This is a genomic window from Suipraeoptans intestinalis (assembly GCF_009696485.1).
In the GTDB taxonomy this organism is placed as follows: Bacteria; Bacillota; Clostridia; order Lachnospirales; family Lachnospiraceae; genus Suipraeoptans; species Suipraeoptans intestinalis.
In genome coordinates this window covers 1,520,945-1,539,784 of the sequence record NZ_VULY01000018.1, presented here as the reverse complement: position 1 = coordinate 1,539,784, position 18,840 = coordinate 1,520,945, and the positions used below count along the sequence as shown (strand labels likewise).

The 18,840-nt window shown below is 42.5% G+C and carries 19 protein-coding genes and 1 riboswitch; of the genes, 1 reads left to right on the top strand and 18 read right to left on the bottom strand.

Annotated features, from left to right (window positions below; all coding sequences use genetic code 11):
* The 11 genes from thiD to FYJ34_RS07995 all read right to left on the bottom strand — a co-directional run bounded on the left by thiD (window position 1) and on the right by FYJ34_RS07995 (window position 13,181).
* Entirely contained in the window at window positions 1-834 is an 834-nt protein-coding gene (gene thiD, locus FYJ34_RS08045) for a bifunctional hydroxymethylpyrimidine kinase/phosphomethylpyrimidine kinase (protein ID WP_154477690.1), read from the bottom strand.
* Window positions 803-1,498, bottom strand: coding sequence for a thiamine phosphate synthase (gene thiE / locus FYJ34_RS08040; protein WP_154477688.1), 696 nt, complete (start codon window positions 1,496-1,498; stop codon window positions 803-805). Before thiE ends, thiD begins: the two co-directional genes overlap by 32 nt.
* A 159-nt stretch (window positions 1,499-1,657) precedes the next feature.
* A complete protein-coding gene (gene thiM, locus FYJ34_RS08035) occupies window positions 1,658-2,479 on the bottom strand; it encodes a hydroxyethylthiazole kinase (protein ID WP_154477686.1) in 822 nt (273 codons plus the stop codon).
* Window positions 2,480-2,633: 154 nt separating this feature from the next.
* Window positions 2,634-2,741, bottom strand: a riboswitch (TPP riboswitch).
* 105 nt (window positions 2,742-2,846) lie between these two features.
* Entirely contained in the window at window positions 2,847-4,370 is a 1,524-nt protein-coding gene (locus FYJ34_RS08030; RefSeq protein WP_154477684.1) for a DUF438 domain-containing protein, read from the bottom strand.
* 139 nt (window positions 4,371-4,509) lie between these two features.
* Complete coding sequence (locus FYJ34_RS08025; RefSeq protein WP_154477682.1) at window positions 4,510-5,862, bottom strand: MATE family efflux transporter; 1,353 nt, start codon at window positions 5,860-5,862, stop codon at window positions 4,510-4,512.
* Window positions 5,863-5,985: 123 nt separating this feature from the next.
* On the bottom strand, window positions 5,986-7,380 hold the full coding sequence (locus FYJ34_RS08020) for an ABC transporter ATP-binding protein (RefSeq protein ID WP_154477680.1): 1,395 nt from the start codon (window positions 7,378-7,380) through the stop codon (window positions 5,986-5,988).
* On the bottom strand, window positions 7,368-8,060 hold the full coding sequence (locus FYJ34_RS08015; protein ID WP_154477678.1) for an energy-coupling factor transporter transmembrane component T: 693 nt from the start codon (window positions 8,058-8,060) through the stop codon (window positions 7,368-7,370). Before FYJ34_RS08015 ends, FYJ34_RS08020 begins: the two co-directional genes overlap by 13 nt.
* A complete protein-coding gene (locus FYJ34_RS08010) occupies window positions 8,060-8,641 on the bottom strand; it encodes an MptD family putative ECF transporter S component (RefSeq protein WP_154477676.1) in 582 nt (193 codons plus the stop codon). Before FYJ34_RS08010 ends, FYJ34_RS08015 begins: the two co-directional genes overlap by 1 nt.
* 37 nt (window positions 8,642-8,678) lie before the next feature.
* Window positions 8,679-10,415: an ABC transporter ATP-binding protein gene (locus FYJ34_RS08005; protein WP_154477674.1), complete on the bottom strand. Its 1,737-nt coding sequence runs from the start codon at window positions 10,413-10,415 to the stop codon at window positions 8,679-8,681.
* Between the two features lie 3 nt (window positions 10,416-10,418).
* A complete protein-coding gene (locus tag FYJ34_RS08000; protein WP_154477672.1) occupies window positions 10,419-12,335 on the bottom strand; it encodes an ABC transporter ATP-binding protein in 1,917 nt (638 codons plus the stop codon).
* 255 nt (window positions 12,336-12,590) lie between these two features.
* Window positions 12,591-13,181 carry a TetR/AcrR family transcriptional regulator gene (locus FYJ34_RS07995; protein WP_154477670.1) on the bottom strand — a complete coding sequence of 197 codons (591 nt, stop codon included), beginning with the start codon at window positions 13,179-13,181 and terminating at the stop codon, window positions 12,591-12,593.
* A gap of 441 nt (window positions 13,182-13,622) precedes the next feature.
* Between FYJ34_RS07995 and FYJ34_RS07990 the strand changes: the two genes are divergently transcribed.
* Window positions 13,623-14,072: a C-GCAxxG-C-C family (seleno)protein gene (locus tag FYJ34_RS07990; RefSeq protein WP_154477668.1), complete on the top strand. Its 450-nt coding sequence runs from the start codon at window positions 13,623-13,625 to the stop codon at window positions 14,070-14,072.
* A 211-nt stretch (window positions 14,073-14,283) separates the two neighbouring features.
* Here FYJ34_RS07990 and FYJ34_RS07985 read toward each other — a convergent pair whose 3' ends face one another.
* The 7 genes from FYJ34_RS07985 to murI all read right to left on the bottom strand — a co-directional run bounded on the left by FYJ34_RS07985 (window position 14,284) and on the right by murI (window position 18,836).
* The gene (locus FYJ34_RS07985; RefSeq protein ID WP_154477666.1) at window positions 14,284-15,207 is read right to left on the bottom strand and encodes a TDT family transporter; all 924 of its coding nucleotides are present in this window, start codon (window positions 15,205-15,207) and stop codon (window positions 14,284-14,286) included.
* 39 nt (window positions 15,208-15,246) lie between these two features.
* Entirely contained in the window at window positions 15,247-15,771 is a 525-nt protein-coding gene (locus FYJ34_RS07980) for a C-GCAxxG-C-C family protein (RefSeq protein ID WP_154477664.1), read from the bottom strand.
* On the bottom strand, window positions 15,686-16,093 hold the full coding sequence (locus FYJ34_RS07975; RefSeq protein ID WP_154477662.1) for a hypothetical protein: 408 nt from the start codon (window positions 16,091-16,093) through the stop codon (window positions 15,686-15,688). The genes FYJ34_RS07980 and FYJ34_RS07975 overlap by 86 nt, the downstream gene beginning before the upstream one ends.
* On the bottom strand, window positions 16,054-16,962 hold the full coding sequence (locus FYJ34_RS07970; RefSeq protein ID WP_154477660.1) for a LysR family transcriptional regulator: 909 nt from the start codon (window positions 16,960-16,962) through the stop codon (window positions 16,054-16,056). Before FYJ34_RS07970 ends, FYJ34_RS07975 begins: the two co-directional genes overlap by 40 nt.
* Before the next feature lie 242 nt (window positions 16,963-17,204).
* Window positions 17,205-17,561: a DUF1304 domain-containing protein gene (locus FYJ34_RS07965; RefSeq protein WP_154477658.1), complete on the bottom strand. Its 357-nt coding sequence runs from the start codon at window positions 17,559-17,561 to the stop codon at window positions 17,205-17,207.
* Window positions 17,562-17,570: 9 nt separating this feature from the next.
* Window positions 17,571-18,011, bottom strand: coding sequence for a YwiB family protein (locus FYJ34_RS07960; RefSeq protein WP_154477656.1), 441 nt, complete (start codon window positions 18,009-18,011; stop codon window positions 17,571-17,573).
* Window positions 18,012-18,836: a glutamate racemase gene (gene murI / locus FYJ34_RS07955; protein ID WP_154477654.1), complete on the bottom strand. Its 825-nt coding sequence runs from the start codon at window positions 18,834-18,836 to the stop codon at window positions 18,012-18,014.
* Between the last annotated feature and the right edge of the window lie 4 nt (window positions 18,837-18,840).

Here is an 18,840-nt window from a genome sequence, read left to right as displayed (position 1 = left end):
TTACTTCTCCCTTCTGTAGGCCTCGGGGATACAAAAGCCATGATTCATCGGCCCACTTCCCTCTCCCAAATCCAGTCCGTCTTCCAGGGCCTTCGAGATGTACTCTTTGGCTGCCTCTACTGCCTGTTCCAGCGGAAACTTCTTGGCCAGGTTGGCTGCAATGGCACTGGAAAGGGTGCATCCGGTTCCGTGTGTGTTTGGCGTTGGGATCCTCCTTCCTTTGTACCACCTGAATTCCCCTTTCTGAAACAAAAGATCATTGGCGTCTTCTACTGCGTGTCCTCCTTTTAAAAGGACCGCTACCTTATATTTTTCTCCCAGCCTTCTGGCTGCCCTCTCCATATCTTTCTTTGTCCGGATCCGGAAAAACGCTCTTTCGCTTTCTTCCTCTCCCGCCTGCAGTAAAATTTCTGCCTCCGGCAGATTGGGTGTCATCACACTGGCAAGAGGCAGCAGTTCCTTTCGCAAAGCCTCTAAAGCCTCCGGCCGGATCAGCCTGGCCCCGCTGGTCGCCACCATCACCGGGTCTACCACAATGTTCTCTCCCTTATATTTCTTTAATTTTTCTGCGATCTCATGGATGATACAGGCAGAGGATACCATCCCTACCTTCACTGCATCCGGAGGGATGTCTTCAAATACTGCCTCCATCTGCTGCCCTACAAACTCGGCGGATACTTCATAGATCCCCGTCACTCCCAACGTGTTCTGTGCGGTCAGCGCCGTGACCACACTCATCCCATAGACTCCATTCATGATCAGCGTCTTTAGATCTGCCTGGATTCCGGCTCCTCCGCTGGAATCACTTCCTGCAATCGATACTACCGTTTTCATCTGTCTGCTCTCCTGTAATTTTCTCTGAGGCAGTCGCCAGTCTTCTGCATGCCTCCTCGATGTCTGCCGCTCCAAATATGGCGGAAACCAACGCCACCCCGTCAATTCCTGTTCCTGCCAGCTGATGGATGTTCCCGGCGTGGATCCCCCCTATGGCTACTACCGGAATCCGGCACGCCCGGCAGATGTCCCGCAGTACCAAATGAGAAACTTCACAGGCATCCTGCTTTGTTCCTGTAGGAAATACTGCTCCTACTCCCAGATAATCCGCCCCTGCTTCCTGCGCCCGTTTCGCCTGCTCCACCGTCTGGACCGATACTCCCAGTATCCTGTCTTTTCCTATCTGTTTTCGCACCTGCGCCGCTTCCCTGTCTTTTTGTCCTACGTGTACCCCGTCCGCCTGACAGGCAATGGCGATCTCTACCTGATCATTTATGATAAAGGGTACCTGATATGCCCTGCACACCCGTTTGATCTGCTTTGCTTCCTCCAAAAACGCCCGGGGATCCAGGTCTTTTTCTCTTAGCTGGATGCAGGTAACGCCTCCCTTTAATGCCGCCTCTACCTGCTGCAGCAATGTCTGTTTCCCTGTCCAGGCCCGATCCGTCACCCCATATAAAAGCAACCTGTTTCGGATCCACTCTCTTTTTTCTTGTATTTCCATGTTTTTTCCCATCTTTTTCAGCTTCTGTATGTTCCTTTCTGTCTTTTTTTGTGCTTCTGTCCTTTCACTTTCGCCCCGTCAGAACCGGTTTTTTGCTTCCCGCTTTGACTTTTGACGTAGCTCCCATTTTCCGGTGTTTTCTTTTAGGAAGACAGCTTCTTACAGCAGCTTATATTTTGCCCGTTTTTCCAGTTCTTCTCCCGTCAGATGAAATACCTGATCTATGATACGACTCCGATAGGCTGTGTTTCCGTCTTGTACCGTCAGGCTTTCGTATGCCTTTTCTCCGCACACTCCCATTGCTGCCACTGCCGCTGCCGCCGCCTCTGTCCTTCTGTCCGGATTGGCACAGATGTAGGCGGTCATCATTGCGGAAAGCTGACACCCGGTTCCCGTAATGCTGCTCATCATGGGATGCCCGTTAAATATGCAAAACGCTTTTTCTTCATCTGCCACGATGTCAATGGCTCCGGTGATCGCGATCACCGCTCCCGTTTTTTTGGAAAATGCTTTGGCGAAAGCCGCCGCCTTTTCCAGGCTATCTTCCGTTATCCGGTCGCTGATATCTGCATCCACGCCTCTGGTCGCTCCCGTTCCCAGCGCCAACGTCTTTATCTCCGAACTGTTTCCTCGAACTGCAGAGATCTTCAGATCCTCCAGCAACTCCCGGGCTGTACGGGTTCTGAGAGCCGAGGCTCCTGCTCCCACCGGATCCAAAAGAATCGGATGCCCCAACTGTCCTGCCTTCTTTCCTGCCAGCTTCATAGCCTGTATCGTTCTTTGGTTCAACGTACCGATATTCAGATTCAGTCCGCTGCAGATGGCAGTGATCTCCTCCACCTCTTCCACATCATCTGCCATAATGGGAGAGGCTTTGCAGGCCAATAAAATATTGGCACAATCATTGACGGTTACATAGTTGGTAATATTATGCACCAACGGTTTTTTCTTTCTTACTTCCTCTAAACATTCCTGAAACATCGTCATCCTCCTTTTGCGAAGCCTGTTTCTATATTCGACTGTCCTGCCACCCTTTATCTGTGCCTTATCTCTGCCTTCCAGGCAACGCCCTGATTTTGTTCCACCAGGCGCCATCTCCCGGGAAGCAAAAAAAGGCGCCCTGCGGGCGCCCCTTGTAATCGTTTCTTTTACTTCCTACGACGGCATTATCCGCATCAGGTTAAAGGGTCGAAGTTGATCACTTCCTCTCAGCCTGCCAGTACAAGCTCCCCTGTTTCTTTTTCTTCAGTGTAGTACAGGATGCCTTCTCCGTCAAGAAGTTTTCGATTTCCGGTTTAGCTTTCCGGCTTACAAAACCTCTTCCTTTAGAAGGACCTCCCTATCTTTTCTATTTTTGAAAATGTGCTTTTGCAAATTCCATATCCTGCACCAGCTCTACCGTCCCCAGATAGGTTTGGTCACGATCTCTGACTGCCATATAGGTAACCAGCATCAGCCTGCCGTTTTTTTCCATCCACACCGGAACACTGTCCCTGACACCCTTGCGGAAATCCTCAAGAATAGAACGCACCATAGGTTCTATCTTAGGCGGATGGCACGAAAACACTTCTCGGTCAATGGCCATGCCGGGACGTTTGAACACTTTGGGGCCTTCGTTGAAAAAACGGTTAATATTGTCCGCATCAATAAAGCTGATCTCCAGCGGTATGGTGTTCAGCAGGGCGGTAAGCTGCGGAAGCGTCATATGGCCGCCGGGCATTACGATCTCACCTTCCGACGCCACAATTTTCCCGGGTCGGTATTTTTCCGCTTCTTCCCACGTTTCGTTCTCCACGCCAAAGCAGGTGGCATAATCCTTGGAATCCTGATAAATCCCGTACCATTCCTCCTCTGTAAAGTTTACTGCACAGATGGGGAACAAAACATTTTGCTCCTTGTAGATCATTTCCTGCGCCCGCTTCAACACAGCATCCAGGCGTGTGTTCCACTCTGCACTTTGCTCCTGTTCTTTGCCCAGCGCTCCCAACTCATCCCGGATCTCATCATCTACTGTCCACATCACATCAGATGGTCCTGAAATCCCATATTTGACCTTTAGGTGAGGATAGAGCAGATCTCCCTTTTTTGCATAATGGATGGAAAGCTCACGGATAGAGGCAAAAAGTTCCTTTGTTTCGGATTCCCGAAACTGTACAAGTAATCCGGAAAGCGCTTCATTTTCTTTTACAAAGGTATAGAGGGGATGTCCCGGAATCTCAGCTAGGGCTGCCGCACGTGCCTGCTTGTCTGAATAATCCTTCTGAGGGAAAGCGTCTCTTTTTGCCAGTTCTTCCCTCGCTTTTTTTACCAGAAGGGACTTTTCTGCATCCTTTTCCTCCCCGACAAGCTTTTCCTCCGTGGTCGCTCCGTGAAACAGGGCAGAATGAAGATCACACAATCTTTGTACCTCCGTAATGGGCGTCCCCTCTTTCATTAATTCCTGCTCTGCCTCCATGATCTCTGTGGCCTCCACGGCATAAAAGTGCTTCACAAAATCCATCCGGACACTTTCCAGATCCTCGCCATTTCCCAATCTTTTGAGATAACTCTTTAGCAGCTCCTTACGGCTTTGAGGTTCCGCTTTTTTTGCGTCCTGCAAAACCGACTGCTCTGCGGGATTTTCAGCGGAAACCACAGAGGGCATCTCTCCCTCCAGCTCAAATCCATTTGCCACCAGCGCTGTGACAATATCCAGCATGGAGATCTGCTTCATCTTCGCCCCTTTGGGTATGGTGACCATCCTTCCCACCGAATTTAAAACCGACGGCTTCGTGATCTCTGAAAACCCGAGATCCGCCATAATCTTTATCAGTTCCGGGTATTCTTCCGTCAGCTCAAACACTGTTTTTGTGAAATCTATTTTCTTTGCCATCGCATTTGCCTCCTTGTCTTTTTCATACCTCCATTATAGTCCGACAACAGCCAGTGTATGTTGTTTAAACAACATACACCCATTTCAGAAGAGAGGTGAACAGGATAGATATGAATATCTAAGTATTTTTTAACAAACTTTAATTGACCGCCTTTTCTCTTCCCATCTTATTCAGCTCCCCAATCATCATAAGTATTCCAACAACAATCATTATGAAATCTATAAGTGGTTGCGTAAACCATACCGCATTTATACCAAATATCATTGGTAAGAAAATCATAGCGGGAACAAACAGGAACAGTTGTCTAAGCATCACAATGATTCCTGCTTTCTTCCCGTTTCCGATTGATTGGAAAAAGGTAATACTCATAACCATTATCCCATATAAACTAAACACAGAGTAGAATAATCTAAAGTTACCAACTCCTTGTGCAATAATGTTTGCTTCTACGCCGAACAAAGAAAGTACTTGACTGGATAGCAATAAAGATGGAAGCCAGAACATAACAGCAAGGATAAGCCCGCCAATAGAAAATACTTTCATCGCCTGTCTTACTCTGTCATATTTCTTTGCTCCAAAGTTCGTTCCTACTACAGGTTGTAACCCCTGACTCATTCCCCAAAGTGGTATAAATGAAAATGCATACATTCTTAATGAAGCTGCCATCAAAATCCCATTGCTATCTCCCCCGTATTTAAATGCCATTTTATACAGCATGGTCTGCTGAATCATAAACAGAAGTTGCATCAGCATCGCAGATGAACCTACTCCGAACATTTCTTTTTTTATTTCCGTATCAGACTTAATCTTATGAATTTTAACAACTTTACTCTTTTTCAAGAAGTAGTGCAACGTTACGATCGCTTGAACAAACTGAGCTGTAACGGTAGCAATAGCAGCACCTTCAATTGCATATTCCCCCATGATTGTCATTAAAATCGGATCAAGAATAATATTTAGTAAAGCTCCAAGCCCCATAATCATCATGGCTTTTTTCATCAGTCCTTCGCCACGCATGACCATGTTTGCGGACTGTGTGAAGTTTACAAAGATGGAGCCAATAAAAATCACTCTCAGGTATCTCATGCCATAAGCTTTGATTTCCCCTGTTGCGCCTACCATATTTAAAAAATGTGGTGCAAGCAGTATTCCTCCAACCGTTATGATTGCGGAAAACAAAATCACCCAGAAAATCAGATTTCCCATGATTTTATCTACAGTTTTCTGATCGCCTTTTCCAATTGCTCGTGATAAAACAGAAGCAGAACCTACGCCAAGTAAGGTTGAAACACCGCTGTTGAAAAAAGTAAGCGGCATTGCAATCCCACAAGCAGTCATAGCATTTTGACCAATAATATTCCCTGCAAATATTCCATCCATCAACGGGTAAAGTCCAATCACTATCATCCCTATAACTGCCGGAACAGATAACTGAAATAGTAAATCTATCGGCTTTTTGGTTAATAATTGTTCTTTCACATCTTTTTTCATAAGCAACTCCTTTATTTTTAATGTGTTATTGTTCACATTATTAATTCTCTCACTTATTAAAGTTCTACATACATCCCTTGCCTTATTGAATTCCTTTTTATTTCATTTGAACATTATTCGTAATTATTCTGAATGTTTATAGCTTTGAAAGTCCTCTAAGCAAAGGACATAATCTGTTGTTGCATTTAGAAATTCAATGTCATGAGAAACAAGAAATATGATGTTATTTTCTGTTTTCATTTGCTTTATCAATTTTGAAATTCTTAGCATATTCTTGTAATCCATCCCACTTGTCGGTTCATCAAAAAATATAAATCTCGAATTTTTACATAAAACGGAAGCAATCGCCACCCTTTGTTTTTGTCCTCCTGATAAACTCATGGGATGCCTGTCTTTTAATTTAGTAAGTCCAAGGCCAATAAGTACTCTATCCATTTTGTCTTGACTTAAATCCTTAACTCCAAGTTTTAATTCTTCTTCTACGGAGTCTGTAAAAAGTTGATGATTTACATCTTGCATGACCAAGGCTGAATTTTTTATTCTTTCTCTTTTGCTTAGTTTTTTACTTCTAAAAACAATTTCACTCTTATCTTTTTTATTTAGCCCTGTCATTACACGCAAAAAAGTAGACTTGCCACAACCATTTCTGCCAACAACGCCATAAATCTTTCCCAAATCAAAAGATACATTGTCAAGCCTTAGCTTACATTTATCTTCAAACTCAATTTTCATCGTTCGAATCATAAAATCTTTTCCTTGATGTATTTTATTCTTAGTTAAAAGTGTTTTTTGTCTTGAACGAAGTCCACGCATAAGTAAATATTCGTTTGACAAAGATAAAAACTCTTCTTTACTAAAGGCCTGCTGAATCCTTCCTTGGTGAATCAAGTAAATACGATCAACCAAATCCATTAGGTAGTAAATTCGATGCTCCGCAAGAATAAGTGTTACATTTTTCCTCTTCAGAATTTTCAGCATTTCTGTTATAACATCAGTATGTTTATCATCCAGGTTGGCAGATGGTTCATCGAGAACTATGATTTTACACCCTGAGATGTAGCAAGAAGCTATACATAAAATTTGCTTTTCACCACCGGACAATTCAAAAATACTACGTCCAAGTAAATGCTCTATATGAAAAATTCTTAACATTTCTTCCATACGAACATCCATTTCTTCTTTCACTAATCCAATATTTTCTAAATAAAATAAGAGTTCAAGTGTCGTGTTGACGTTAAAGAAATGCGTCTTTGGATTTTGAAAAACGCTAGCAATAGCTAGTGATATTTCATAAATCTCTAAGTCTTTTATTTGCTTATCATTGACTTTAATACTTCCTGTGCTACTAGCATTTTCATAGGCAAAAGCTACTCCATTAATTGAATTAATAACGGAAGATTTTCCACTTCCGCTTTCTCCCGTGAGTAAAATACATTCTCCCTCAAGGGCTTTTAGGGAAATATCCTCCAATACTCTATTTTCTCCATAGGATAAAGAAAACTCTTTTATTTCAAGCATAACCATCCTCCTATCACTATTACCGCCATCGTTAGCCCATAAATAAAATCAATCAGTCCTACCCCCACTGTAATATATCTTGTTTTCTCTATGGGATTTGCAATACATTTCGTTTCTGCAGCCTTGGAGATGTCATCAGCGATATTAGATGAAATAATTAAAAGCGGTACAGCTACATACTCCAAGTATTTCAAAGGATTTTTTGTATCTATCCCCCTTATTTTCATTGCCATTTTGATGTTATTCTTTTCCTCCACAAAAGACGGAAAAAATCGAAACATCACTGCCACAGGAACAGATACAACTTTTGGTATCTTTAAAGCATCCATAGATGAAATAATGCTCCCCACATCTGATGTTTTAATTAGGAATTTCCCTGCTGCATAAGGGATGTAAAACATACGAATCACAAAAATCAAAGAAAAGAGCAGCTTTATTATGATTGGCAACTGAGCTAGTATCTTAAAATTTGGTGCAAGAAATAAAATACCAAAGACTATGATATTTTTTACTGCATCTTTTCTAAATCCATTTATTAAATACATAATGGAAATAATAAATATGACTGCCCATTCCAAAATAAGGTGAATAGAATGCACCACAGTTAAACCCAACAATCCCACAACAAAAAACTTTGTTATGGGATTGGGATTTAATCTGTTGTTTTCCGCAACCACCATTAAATAATCCCCGCTTTGTTAAAGTGTTTTTCAAGAAGTGCCCTTCCAATGTATGCTCCTATAATTCCACCGATTACAGCACCTACATACACTAATGCCATATGTGGATAGGTAATCAACTTTTCTAATGCATCTACATATTCTTTGCCCATCATCATTGATAATTCAATATATTTTTCTTTTGCCCATAGCATTTGCATTAAAGATCCACAAATCCATGTATTAAAAATGGCAAAAGCCATCATATTGTGTTTAAAAGAATGGTATTCCCCCGCTCTTCTGATCATTTCAGCAATAACCATAACGCCAAGAGCATGAACTGCTATTACATAAGTATGTCCCATGGCAAACATTAATAACGGGGATAGTATTCCCAATATAAACAAACTCCAAGGCTTTTGAACCTTTGCCATAAATAACATAACGATGGTACCTGTCACAACACCAAGAATGCTAGGATAGATTAAAAATAAAACAGGCACCATTCCAATCATTCCTACACCAAACATCACTATAAAATAGATAACAGCAAATACCCCAATAGTTACTAGATCTTTAATTTTTAGCTTCTTTTCTTTCATTTATATCCTCCTATTAAAATTTTTTATTTTTCGGCTTCTACAATGTCCAATTAGCCGCACGTTCTCGTGCTTGAATAAACGATGAATAAATTCCTTCCTTGCAGATCAAATCATTGTGTTTTCCCACTTGCTCCAATGTACCACTATCAATTACCAAGATTTGATCCGCTTTTTTCACGGTAGAAAGTCTGTGCGCTATGGAAATAACAGTGTGCCCCTTGGATAATTCTTCGATCGCCGCTAAAATCTCATGCTCATTTTCAGGGTCAACAGAACTGGTCGCTTCATCTAAAAGAATAATCGGTGCATTTTTAAGTAACGCTCTTGCAATAGAAACTCGCTGTTTTTCTCCGCCGGAAAGGGAACTTCCACCCTCGCCTACCATAGTGTTGTAACCATAAGGAAGTTCCATAATGAAATTGTGGCAACGAGCCTTTTTGGCAGCCTCCACTACTTCTTCATGGCTTGCCTTAGGGTTTGCAAAGCGAATATTGTTTTCTATGGTATCTTGGAAAAGATACACATCCTGGAAAACAAGTGAAAGTTTTTTTAGTAATCTTTCTACTTTATAATCTCGTATATCCTTATTCCCTAATCTGATTTCACCACTGTCAACATCATAAAAACGAGATATTAAATTGATAATTGTAGTCTTTCCGGAACCCGACGGTCCTACAATAGCTGTCTTTGAGCCTTGAGGAATCGTAAATGAAAGATCTTTTAAAACAGTATTTCTTTTGTCGTAACTAAAACTCACCTTATCAAAGACGATCTCTTGGTTTTCCATAACTTCTAAAGTCCCGTCACTGATTTCAGGAATATCTAAGACCTCATCCAAATACTGCATATTGGCAGGATTTTTCACCATCAGGATAGCCGCATTCTCAAGTTGTTTTAAGCCGCCAAAAATCATAAAGCCAGCAGCCGAAACAGTGAGTGCTTGTGGTAATAAAACTTCCCCTTTCGTATAAAGATAGCAAGAAAACAGTGTAACAAGCAGGCTTGAGAGATTGATAATAGTAGAAAAAATTCTAGCATAAATAACAAAAACAATCTCGAAATGTACTTGGGAAACTCTAAGTTCCTCAGAAGCATTTTTTAATTTAGAGTGAATTTCTTCCACAACGCCCTTGTCCGCAAAAGGAAAACTACGAAGCACAGGAACGCCACTGATACTGTCAACCAGAGCGTCTCCCACCTTGGTAATGGCAGTATGTTCACGTGCAATCTCTCTCTTTGCCTGATTTACCATGAGAAATACGCAAAGCCAAATAAGAATTAGACAAATGAAAGTTAAAATTCCGATTTTAATATTTACACTAAACATTCCGATTAAAAGGAAAAAGGATATTGAAATACCGGAAACAGCAAAGTCTATACTCATTGCGGAGTAATTTTCAAGGCTCTTCATAACATTGGTAAATGCCGCCATAATTCTTGATAAACTTTGTTCTGCAAAATATCCCATAGGTGCTTTTTTAAGTTTTTCGCCAACTGTAAGTCGGTAATCCTTGAAAATCCCAAAGAAAACACCGTCGCTAAGACCGCTTTTCGCCCACCCTGTCAGAAAATTAAAAAGGAAGGATGCAAACAATACTCCCAAAATCGTCCACATATGCCCGATGGTAGTTTCATTCATCCAGCCGAATGCAAGGAATAGAGCGAAAAATCCAAACAACATGGAAGCATTTTGAAGAAAGATAAGTAACATCCCCGCTTTCAGTCGATTCTTATACTGTCCCGCTAATTTGAATGATAATTTTATAAACTCCATATTCTACTCCTCTCCCAAATATTGTTTCCAAAGACTTGCATAGAGCGATTCTTCCATAAGCTCCTCATGTTTACCCTTGGCTATAATTTGACCTTTATCGATTAGGATGATTTGGTGTGCCTGTTTAATGGTATTTAATCTATGGGCGACCATCACAAGATTTTTCCCCTTTACGAGATTGGATATTGCTTCTTGAATGAGTGCTTCATTTTCCGGATCGGCATAAGCGGTTGCTTCATCTAAAATAATTGTTGATGCAGGCTTCAAAATTGCTCTGGCAAGAGTTATTCGTTGTCGTTCCCCTCCTGACATTGCTCCGCCCGCTTCCCCTGCTTTAGTATCATAGCCATCAGGAAGTGACATAATAAAATCATGACAATGAGCAGCTTTTGCCGCCGCAACAATTTCGTCTTCGGTCGCATAAGGCTTACCAAGTCTTATGTTATCCCTGATACTCACATCGAAGAGAAAATTATCTTGTGATACGAAAGAAATCTCTTCTGCAAGCTGTTGAAATGAAATTTTCTTTGTATCCACACCCCCAAGAGAAATCGTGCCCGATGACTGATCCCAAAAGCCTGCTAAAAGCTTTGCAATTGTAGATTTTCCCCCACCCGAAGGCCCTACAATTGCAGTTACTTCTCCCGGCTTTGTTTCAAAAGAAATATTATGCAATATCTCCGTTCCATCATGATAAGAAAAACTTATATGATCAAATTTGATCCCCTTATTCTTGTCTATAGTAACCTTATTTTCTGAATCAGGGCGTTTTTGGGCAGGCATATCAAGCAATTCTTGTATGGATACCCAAGTATTGGATGCCATCTGGAAAAGTTCAAAGCTCATCATGATTGCAAAAGCCTGTGGGAGAATGGCAATCGGCAGAATAAGTGCTAAAAGCAGGGTTTCGATGCCGATTTGTTCCTTCCCATATAAATAAAAAGCTAAAGGCATACTCACTATCTGTGGTGTCATCATTGCTGCAGTCATCAGCGCTTTGCCAAACCAGCTTTGTTTCCACCACTTCATCGTAGAGAAATGATAAAATTTTACCGCATCTGCAAATTTTCCATACGAAACTTTATCTTGTGCAAATGCTTTGATTACAGGGATTCCACGAACATATTCAGCACTTCTATCAGCAACATTGGCATAACTTGATAACCACACAGCCATCCTGCTGCGATATTTGTACATCATAGTGGCCATTCCGATAAAGGCAATTGGCAGTGGTACAAATATTGATACCCCTATACGCCAATCTAAGAAAAATAAAATGATTACACAAAGTATCGGATGTAAAAGTCTACTGGGCAGTTCCGGCATAAGATGAGCTACCCAATCTTCCATATCTGCAACTCGATCCATGATAATCACCTTAATTTTACCTACAGGATTATCCACCAAGTATCCCATTGGAATTACCTTTAACTTCTCGAATAAAGTCTGTCTAAGTTTTGCGAGTATAGAAAATGATGTTTTATGTGAAATGGTTGTGCTAAATCCGGTAAATATAAAGTAAAGGAGCAGTGAACCTATTGCAAAAAAAGCATATTTCAGAAGTGCATCAAAACTGACCGGGTTACCGCCGGCATTTTTTATAAGCCACCCTGCCGCATAGGCACTGAAGAAATAAGTAGAAAAGCTAAAAAGTTCTCCAATGCAGGCAAAAATGACAGAAAGTCGCATCCTACCTTTATACTCCGGAGCTACACTCATAAGTGCCTTGTTTAAACCGCCCATACTAATTTTGGGCTGTTTTTCACTTTGCTCAACATCACTTTCGATTCGTTGCATAATCTCATCAGGAACATCCAAGTTTAGACTCTCTACCTCTTTTATCAGATTTTCATTTCGCTTGAGCGTCTTGCTGCCCGAAGCAGAGTCAAGCAATTCATCATTATATTTTTTCTTCTTCATTGATTTACCTCCTTTTGATTAGTGTATACTAACTTCTAGTTAAAAAATTTATTTTATATTTATCACAGCTATCAATAGACAGCTTTATAGTTTCTACAAAGAACTCTCTATCACTTATAAAGCTATTCCTTGCTCCATCTAAGATTTCACAACCTTCCATAATCCCATTCACAAAAATATTATAAGTAATTTGATAAACACTCTCTTAGCATTTCATCCGAACATAGGAACATAATTTTTTATACACCTTCATTTTTACTGCGCTCCATTTTCAAATATACAAATAATCATTTGTTCTAAAATCTGTCTATTTTTAGTGAAATTTTCTCTAGCCTCCAAAACATCTGATGCAAGGATCATTGCATTGATAAAGTCGGTAACAAATTGAAAACTATTAGAATCAGATATCCATCTTGGAACTTCACTCATAACAATTTTAAATCTTTTTTTTGTCTGTTCTTGTAGCTCTGTCATGAGATTGTTCAACTCTGGATTTCTTTTTTTAGCAATTAGAAACTCAATGTAAAGTGGCATGTATGGATTATCGTCAAGCATCTTTGTTACAAGTTCTTTGGCCATAAACTCCTTTGTCACAATCTTCTCAGACCCACCCAAATGTTTTTTTATAACTTCATTCCTATATTCAATTCCATGAATCATGATATCTTTAAAGATTTCGATAACACTTCCATAATAGTGATAGACACCACCCTTAGATAGAGTTGTTCCCGCAATAATTTCTTCCATAGTTGTCTTTTCAAACCCTTTTGCGGCAATTACTTTTGCAGCTGAATTCATAATCTCTTTTTTTCTTTCTACTTCACTCAACCTTTTAACAGCACACATATCTATTCCCTCCTCTCCTGTATCGACGGTATCGTCGGTATATCGTTAACGGTATTATATATCAGTTAGCACTATCTAACAACCATTTTTTTATTTTTTTAAAATATCTTTAAAAGTAGACAGCATTTATTTTATCTGCTTCTTCTCAAAATTCCGCTCTTTAATTAACGTACATACAATGGCATTCGCTTTCTTTACGATATAATTGAACAATAAATTCTCTCTCTTATCATCTTGCTCTCCCAATGAATGCTCCAACTTGTGAATACCAATTTCTCCAATGCCTTTATTTGTCGTACCATACTTCAGTCAGGTTTCACAGGTCTGACTCTTGCTTCTTAACCTGTGGGTACTGTCATAACTGCCAAATCACATTGACAAATCCAGACGGTTTCGATAAGGTGGTCTTAGCGTAGACTCTATGTAAAAAGGAGGAGTTTTATGAATACAGAAATCCATCTCCCGGAACTCAAAAAAGATGCTTCACAAGCCTTTCACAGTGGTTTTGCCTGTTCTGAATCTGTGATCTTTGCTATCCGAAAGCACTTTGCCTTAGAAATGTCTGATGACGCCATTGCCATGAGCTCCGGCTTCCCCTGGGGACTTGGGGGCGGCGGTTGTATCTGCGGCGCTCTTGCCGGCGGCACCATGTGTATCGGCTACGTGTTTGGCCGCACCGTGCCGGGCGATTCCAAGGTCCAGACCTGTTTTCGACTGACCCAGGAACTGCATGACTCCTTTCGGAACAGCTGCGGCGGCACCTGCTGCCGGATTCTGACCAGAGGCATGGAAAAGCAGTCCCCTGAGCGAAAAGCACAGTGTACCGCTTTTGTGGAACATACCGTAGAAAAAGTGGCGGAAATCCTTCTGCGGGAAGCAGGGAACTGCTGATTTTCTCCCTGGTAACGACAGACAGGACGCCATTTTTCGCGAAATAAAAAAGAAGGAAGAAGTCCACTTTTCGCAAAACAGCGCAGAAGTGGACTCCTTCCTTCCATGACTTCATCTGCAATATTTTTACCACGTCTTGACTTATAGAACAAAACGTGTTGGAACTCCCACATCTTCACAGGACTTTCCCTGAAAGCCCTGTTTCAGAGGACTATTTTTCCCCTTTCCCAAACAGAAATCCCACAAACCGTATGTAGGTGTACACTACCAGGCACACGGCTATTGCCGTTTCTGCCAGTACCACAAATCGAAGAACCGGCAAAGGATGCCCCAGGTTTGCCGCACACACCATTGTCTGCTTTGCTGCAATGGCGCTGATTACAAAAGGAAAGGTAAACGCAGCATAACTGGGAAAAAATGGCATCTTCAAACACTGCAGCGCTTTTACCAGTCCAAACAGGTACAGAACAGATGACAAAGCAAACATTGCCATCAAAAATCCGTAGGATTTCGGCGTAACGGACTGGATGTATCCCGCCAGGCACAGACTGGCCGGCGCTGCATAAATGCAGATCAGTGGCTTTGCCGGATCCGGAACCTCTTTGTATGCCATATATCTGTAAGTTACCAGCACCAACAGCAGCAATAAAGTGAGAAATCCAAACCAAAAGGCCAGACTTCCCACCTGCGGTTTTTCATAAGCAGGCGCCGTAATGGCAGCTACTGCGATCCCTACATAAACAATATAGTAACTGGCAAACACCTTTGGCATCTGCAGTTTTATCATGAATTTTACTGTAAAATAGCAAATCAGCACCAGATGCAGTCCTATTGCTGATACCCAGAGGTAATATGCCCCCTTTCCTATAAATGGCTTCAGATAGGTGCTAAAGATCATCAGTGCCATGGAAAAGGTTCCTGCCACACTTGCTCCAACAGGAGTTTTCAGTTCCTCCTTCACTGCCCGAACATCCAGAATCAGCTTGAGCAGCACTCCTACCAGAAGCAGCGCCGCAAAGCCTCCGCATACATAGCGGATTTTCTCCGAATAGCTTTGAAGAAGATTCCCCAGCGCTGCCGTTCCCAGCATCACCCCGCAAACGGGAATCGATATTTTTTTGATCACATGCTTCATCGTTGCATCTTCCTTCCGTCTTGTAAGTTTATCAAGGTCTTAAATATCCGCAAGTTTACGTCTTCCCGCCGGTTCATCGATCTCATCCAGATTTCGGATTCCCAGCTCGCGACAGACGATCTGCGCTACCTTCCATGCACAAAGTCCGGTATAGAAAATGCATTGCTCCTTATGTTCCCCCTGCCCCATATCAAACTCTCTGGTAAGTACCCGACAGCAAATAGCATTTTTCTCATTTGCCTTTTTGAACCAGTCGTGCAGTTCATGGGTCAGCTCCATACACTTGATACTCTTGGGATCTTTTGGTCCATTCTGCTCTGTCCGTCCAAAAAACATGCCCAGAGCCATTACGCCGCCGTTGAATGCCCCGCAGGCACACCCCGATCTTCCGACTCCCACAGCCATCCCGGAAGACATGGCGATCACTTCCTCCGGAACGTCCAGTTGGAACGCCTCCCGGATCACGCTCATCAGCGCTTCACAGCAATAGTACCCCTCCTTGTAGCTTCTTTCTGCTTCTCTCTGTACCGCTCGGGGGCTGATCTGTGTTACTCCCATCTTCATCCTGTAACCTCCTACTTATTTGACATTTTGTATCGTTCTTATCCATTATACGTGGAAGTTCCGTGGATTTGATATTGATTTTTTCTACAGAGAGACGCCATTTATAGCAATCCTCAATACATCTGGAAAACTGTCTAAAAATCTTCCTTGATTTTCCTTTGAGCTTTATCGGTTTCTCCGAAAATTCCGTCTTTTTGAATCCGTTTGTTACATCTTTGAAACGGTTTGTTTCCTGCCCCGCAGGTTTGTTTCCCAGCTTCTCTTGTGTTCTTTCTGGTTCTTTTAGCGCTTGATCTCTCCTTTTTGTATCTTGTCCAGCCATTGTACGATATGCTCCCCAAACAGCCGGACCGCTTCATTTTCTTTCTCCTCTTTTCTGGTCAGCATACAGGCCTTCCATTCATAGATCCCATCCGAAAACGGGACCAACTTCATTCCGCTTTTTTTCATGTCCTCATATATAAAATCTACCGCAACGGAAATCCCTTTATTGGCGCTTACCATCTTGTGGCACAGGCTGAATCCGCTGGTCTGAAAAACGATCTTGGGCTCAAATCCTGCCTGACGGCATTTCTCCGTGATCAGGTGATAAATATAAAATTGACTGCTTTCGATGTACAGCGGTTCATCCTTCATGTCTTCTATCGTCACCGTCTCTTTTCTGCTTAAAGGATGGTTTTCATTGACCAAAAGCTTTATCGGAAAGCTTTCCAGAGGTGTGACGTGATAACGTTCCTCGTCAAATTCTCCGATGGAAAATGCCACGTTTCCCTCTCTTTCTGCAAACAGCTCCTCCACCCTCAGATCCGGATATTCCCGGTAATGAAACTGGATATCCGGGTGCCTGTCCCGAAAGGTCGTGATACAATCCGGTGTCACCAGTCTCAGGATGCCATAGGCCGACAGCAGATCCACTTCTTTTTTCTGCCTCTGTTCGATCCGCAAAATATCCTTTTCCAGCTCTGTATAAGCTTCTATCTCTCTTCTGGCGTAATCCCGAAACCGCTCTCCGCTTTCTGTTAGGAGAATCCCTGACGGATCCCGGCTGTACAGCTGACACTGCAGCTCTTCCTCCAGCTTCTTCAGCACCTTACTGATGCCCTGGGGCGTCATGTACAAGAATTTTGACGCTCCGGAAATACTTTTCTTCTCCGCCACCATAAGAAAAATCTTCAAATCTCTGATCTCCATGCCGCTCTCCTCCTGTGTGTTTCTTTGTAACAGATTTTCGGGATAGTTGTCAATGTCTGTCCGGAAGCCCTTTTAAATCCTTCCGTATTAAATCTCTTTATCAAAAATGTCTTACTGCGAACAGGCATATCAGATGCCGCTTATTCGCCGTAAGACACTTTTTAACAAAAAACAAAGTCCTTTTCAAAAATTTTAAGGACTGAACCTCATTCCCTCAAAATCTCGAGTAAATCCCCGGTTCTTTAAAACAACATGCTGATCAAAGTCAAGATCGCCAATCCTCCTTGTTTGAAGATAATTCCTTTGTCGCTGGTGATCCCTCCATAAAGAGCTACCAAAACAACATACCCCATCAAAAGTGCTACCCACTGTGTGCTGGGGAAAATGTAAAGAGCTGTCAAAATCAATCCTGCGATTAACAGATTATAAATGCCCTGATTCTTAAAGAGTGTTTTCACTGATTTTCGGGAAAGCTCACTTTCTTCCATCTTGAACACTCGGGATGTTGTGCTTGATGTAGTGGCAATAGTTTCCAGATAAAAAATATACACAAACTCAAGAGCCGTAAGCGTCGCGAAAATAATAGTAACAAATGACATACTGACCTCCTATCCTCTTGCCCGGATCTCCATCCGGATATTGCAGTCTGCCAGCTTATCTCCGTTGACATCCAGCTCATAATTGACCCTGACGCCAATGGTCTTTTCTTCCTCCTGCACATCCAGGACTCTCGTGTGAACTCCCACCAGCAGATTCCCATATGGCGTTTCATAATCTGTCATATGGATCTTGCCTTTTTCGAAGATCATATGGGTGTTGGACAGACCGCTCTTGATCATTTCCACTTTGTCTTCCGAAACCTTCACGGTATTCTTGATCACCCCGGGGATCCCCTCCACCGGTTCTTCGTATTTCACATAGTGCTTTCCATTTTTCAGATAGTAAGAGGCGGGAGTGATCAGCTCAATGGGCGCTTCCTCCGTCCCTTTCTCAATCCCGTCCACGTCATAGTGCATTCCACTGATGGACAACAATACATCTTTTGTCATCTAATACTCCTCGATCCGAATCTCTTTCGTCTTTTCTACATCGTAAGGCAAAATAAAACTTGCCAGCTTCGTAAACTTTTCTGCCGCATCACTGACATAAAACAGATCCTCTGCCTTTTTCTGTCCCAACCGGCTGCACAGTCCTTCCTTTTCCAGCACTGCTTTCAGATCCATTGCCGCCTCATAGGCAGGATTGACAATGTGTACGCCCTCCCCAAAATATTCCGCGATCTTTTTCCGCAGAAGAGGATAATGGGTACAACCCAGGATCAGTGTGTCCATCCGGCTTTGCCGCATCCCGTTCAGGTAAATGTCTATGACTTCCTCCGTAATAGCATGCTCCGCAAATCCTTCTTCCACCAGAGGAACAAACAATGGGCAGGCAACTCCTGTCACCTCTGCCTGCGGACAGAGTGCCCGGATCGCCTTTCCGTAGGTCTGGCTCTGAATGGTGGCCTCCGTTCCGATCACTCCGATCTTCTGATTCCTGGTCTCACGTATGGCTGCCCTCGCCCCGGCCGCGATCACTCCCAGCACCGGGATCTTTTCCTCTCCCGCCACGGTAGGCAGCGCCAGTGCGCTGGCTGTGTTGCATGCGATCACAATCGCCTTTACATTTTGTGTTTTTAAAAACCGGATGATCTGTCTGGAAAATCGGATAATATTATCCTGCGATTTGTTTCCATAGGGGAGTCTTGCGGTATCCCCAAAATAGACCAGTTGCTCCTGCGGCAGCTGACGCATGATCTCTCTTGCTACCGTCAGGCCGCCCACTCCCGAATCAAAAATACCAATGGGCCGGTTGTCTGACTGTGCCCTTTCCATTTTT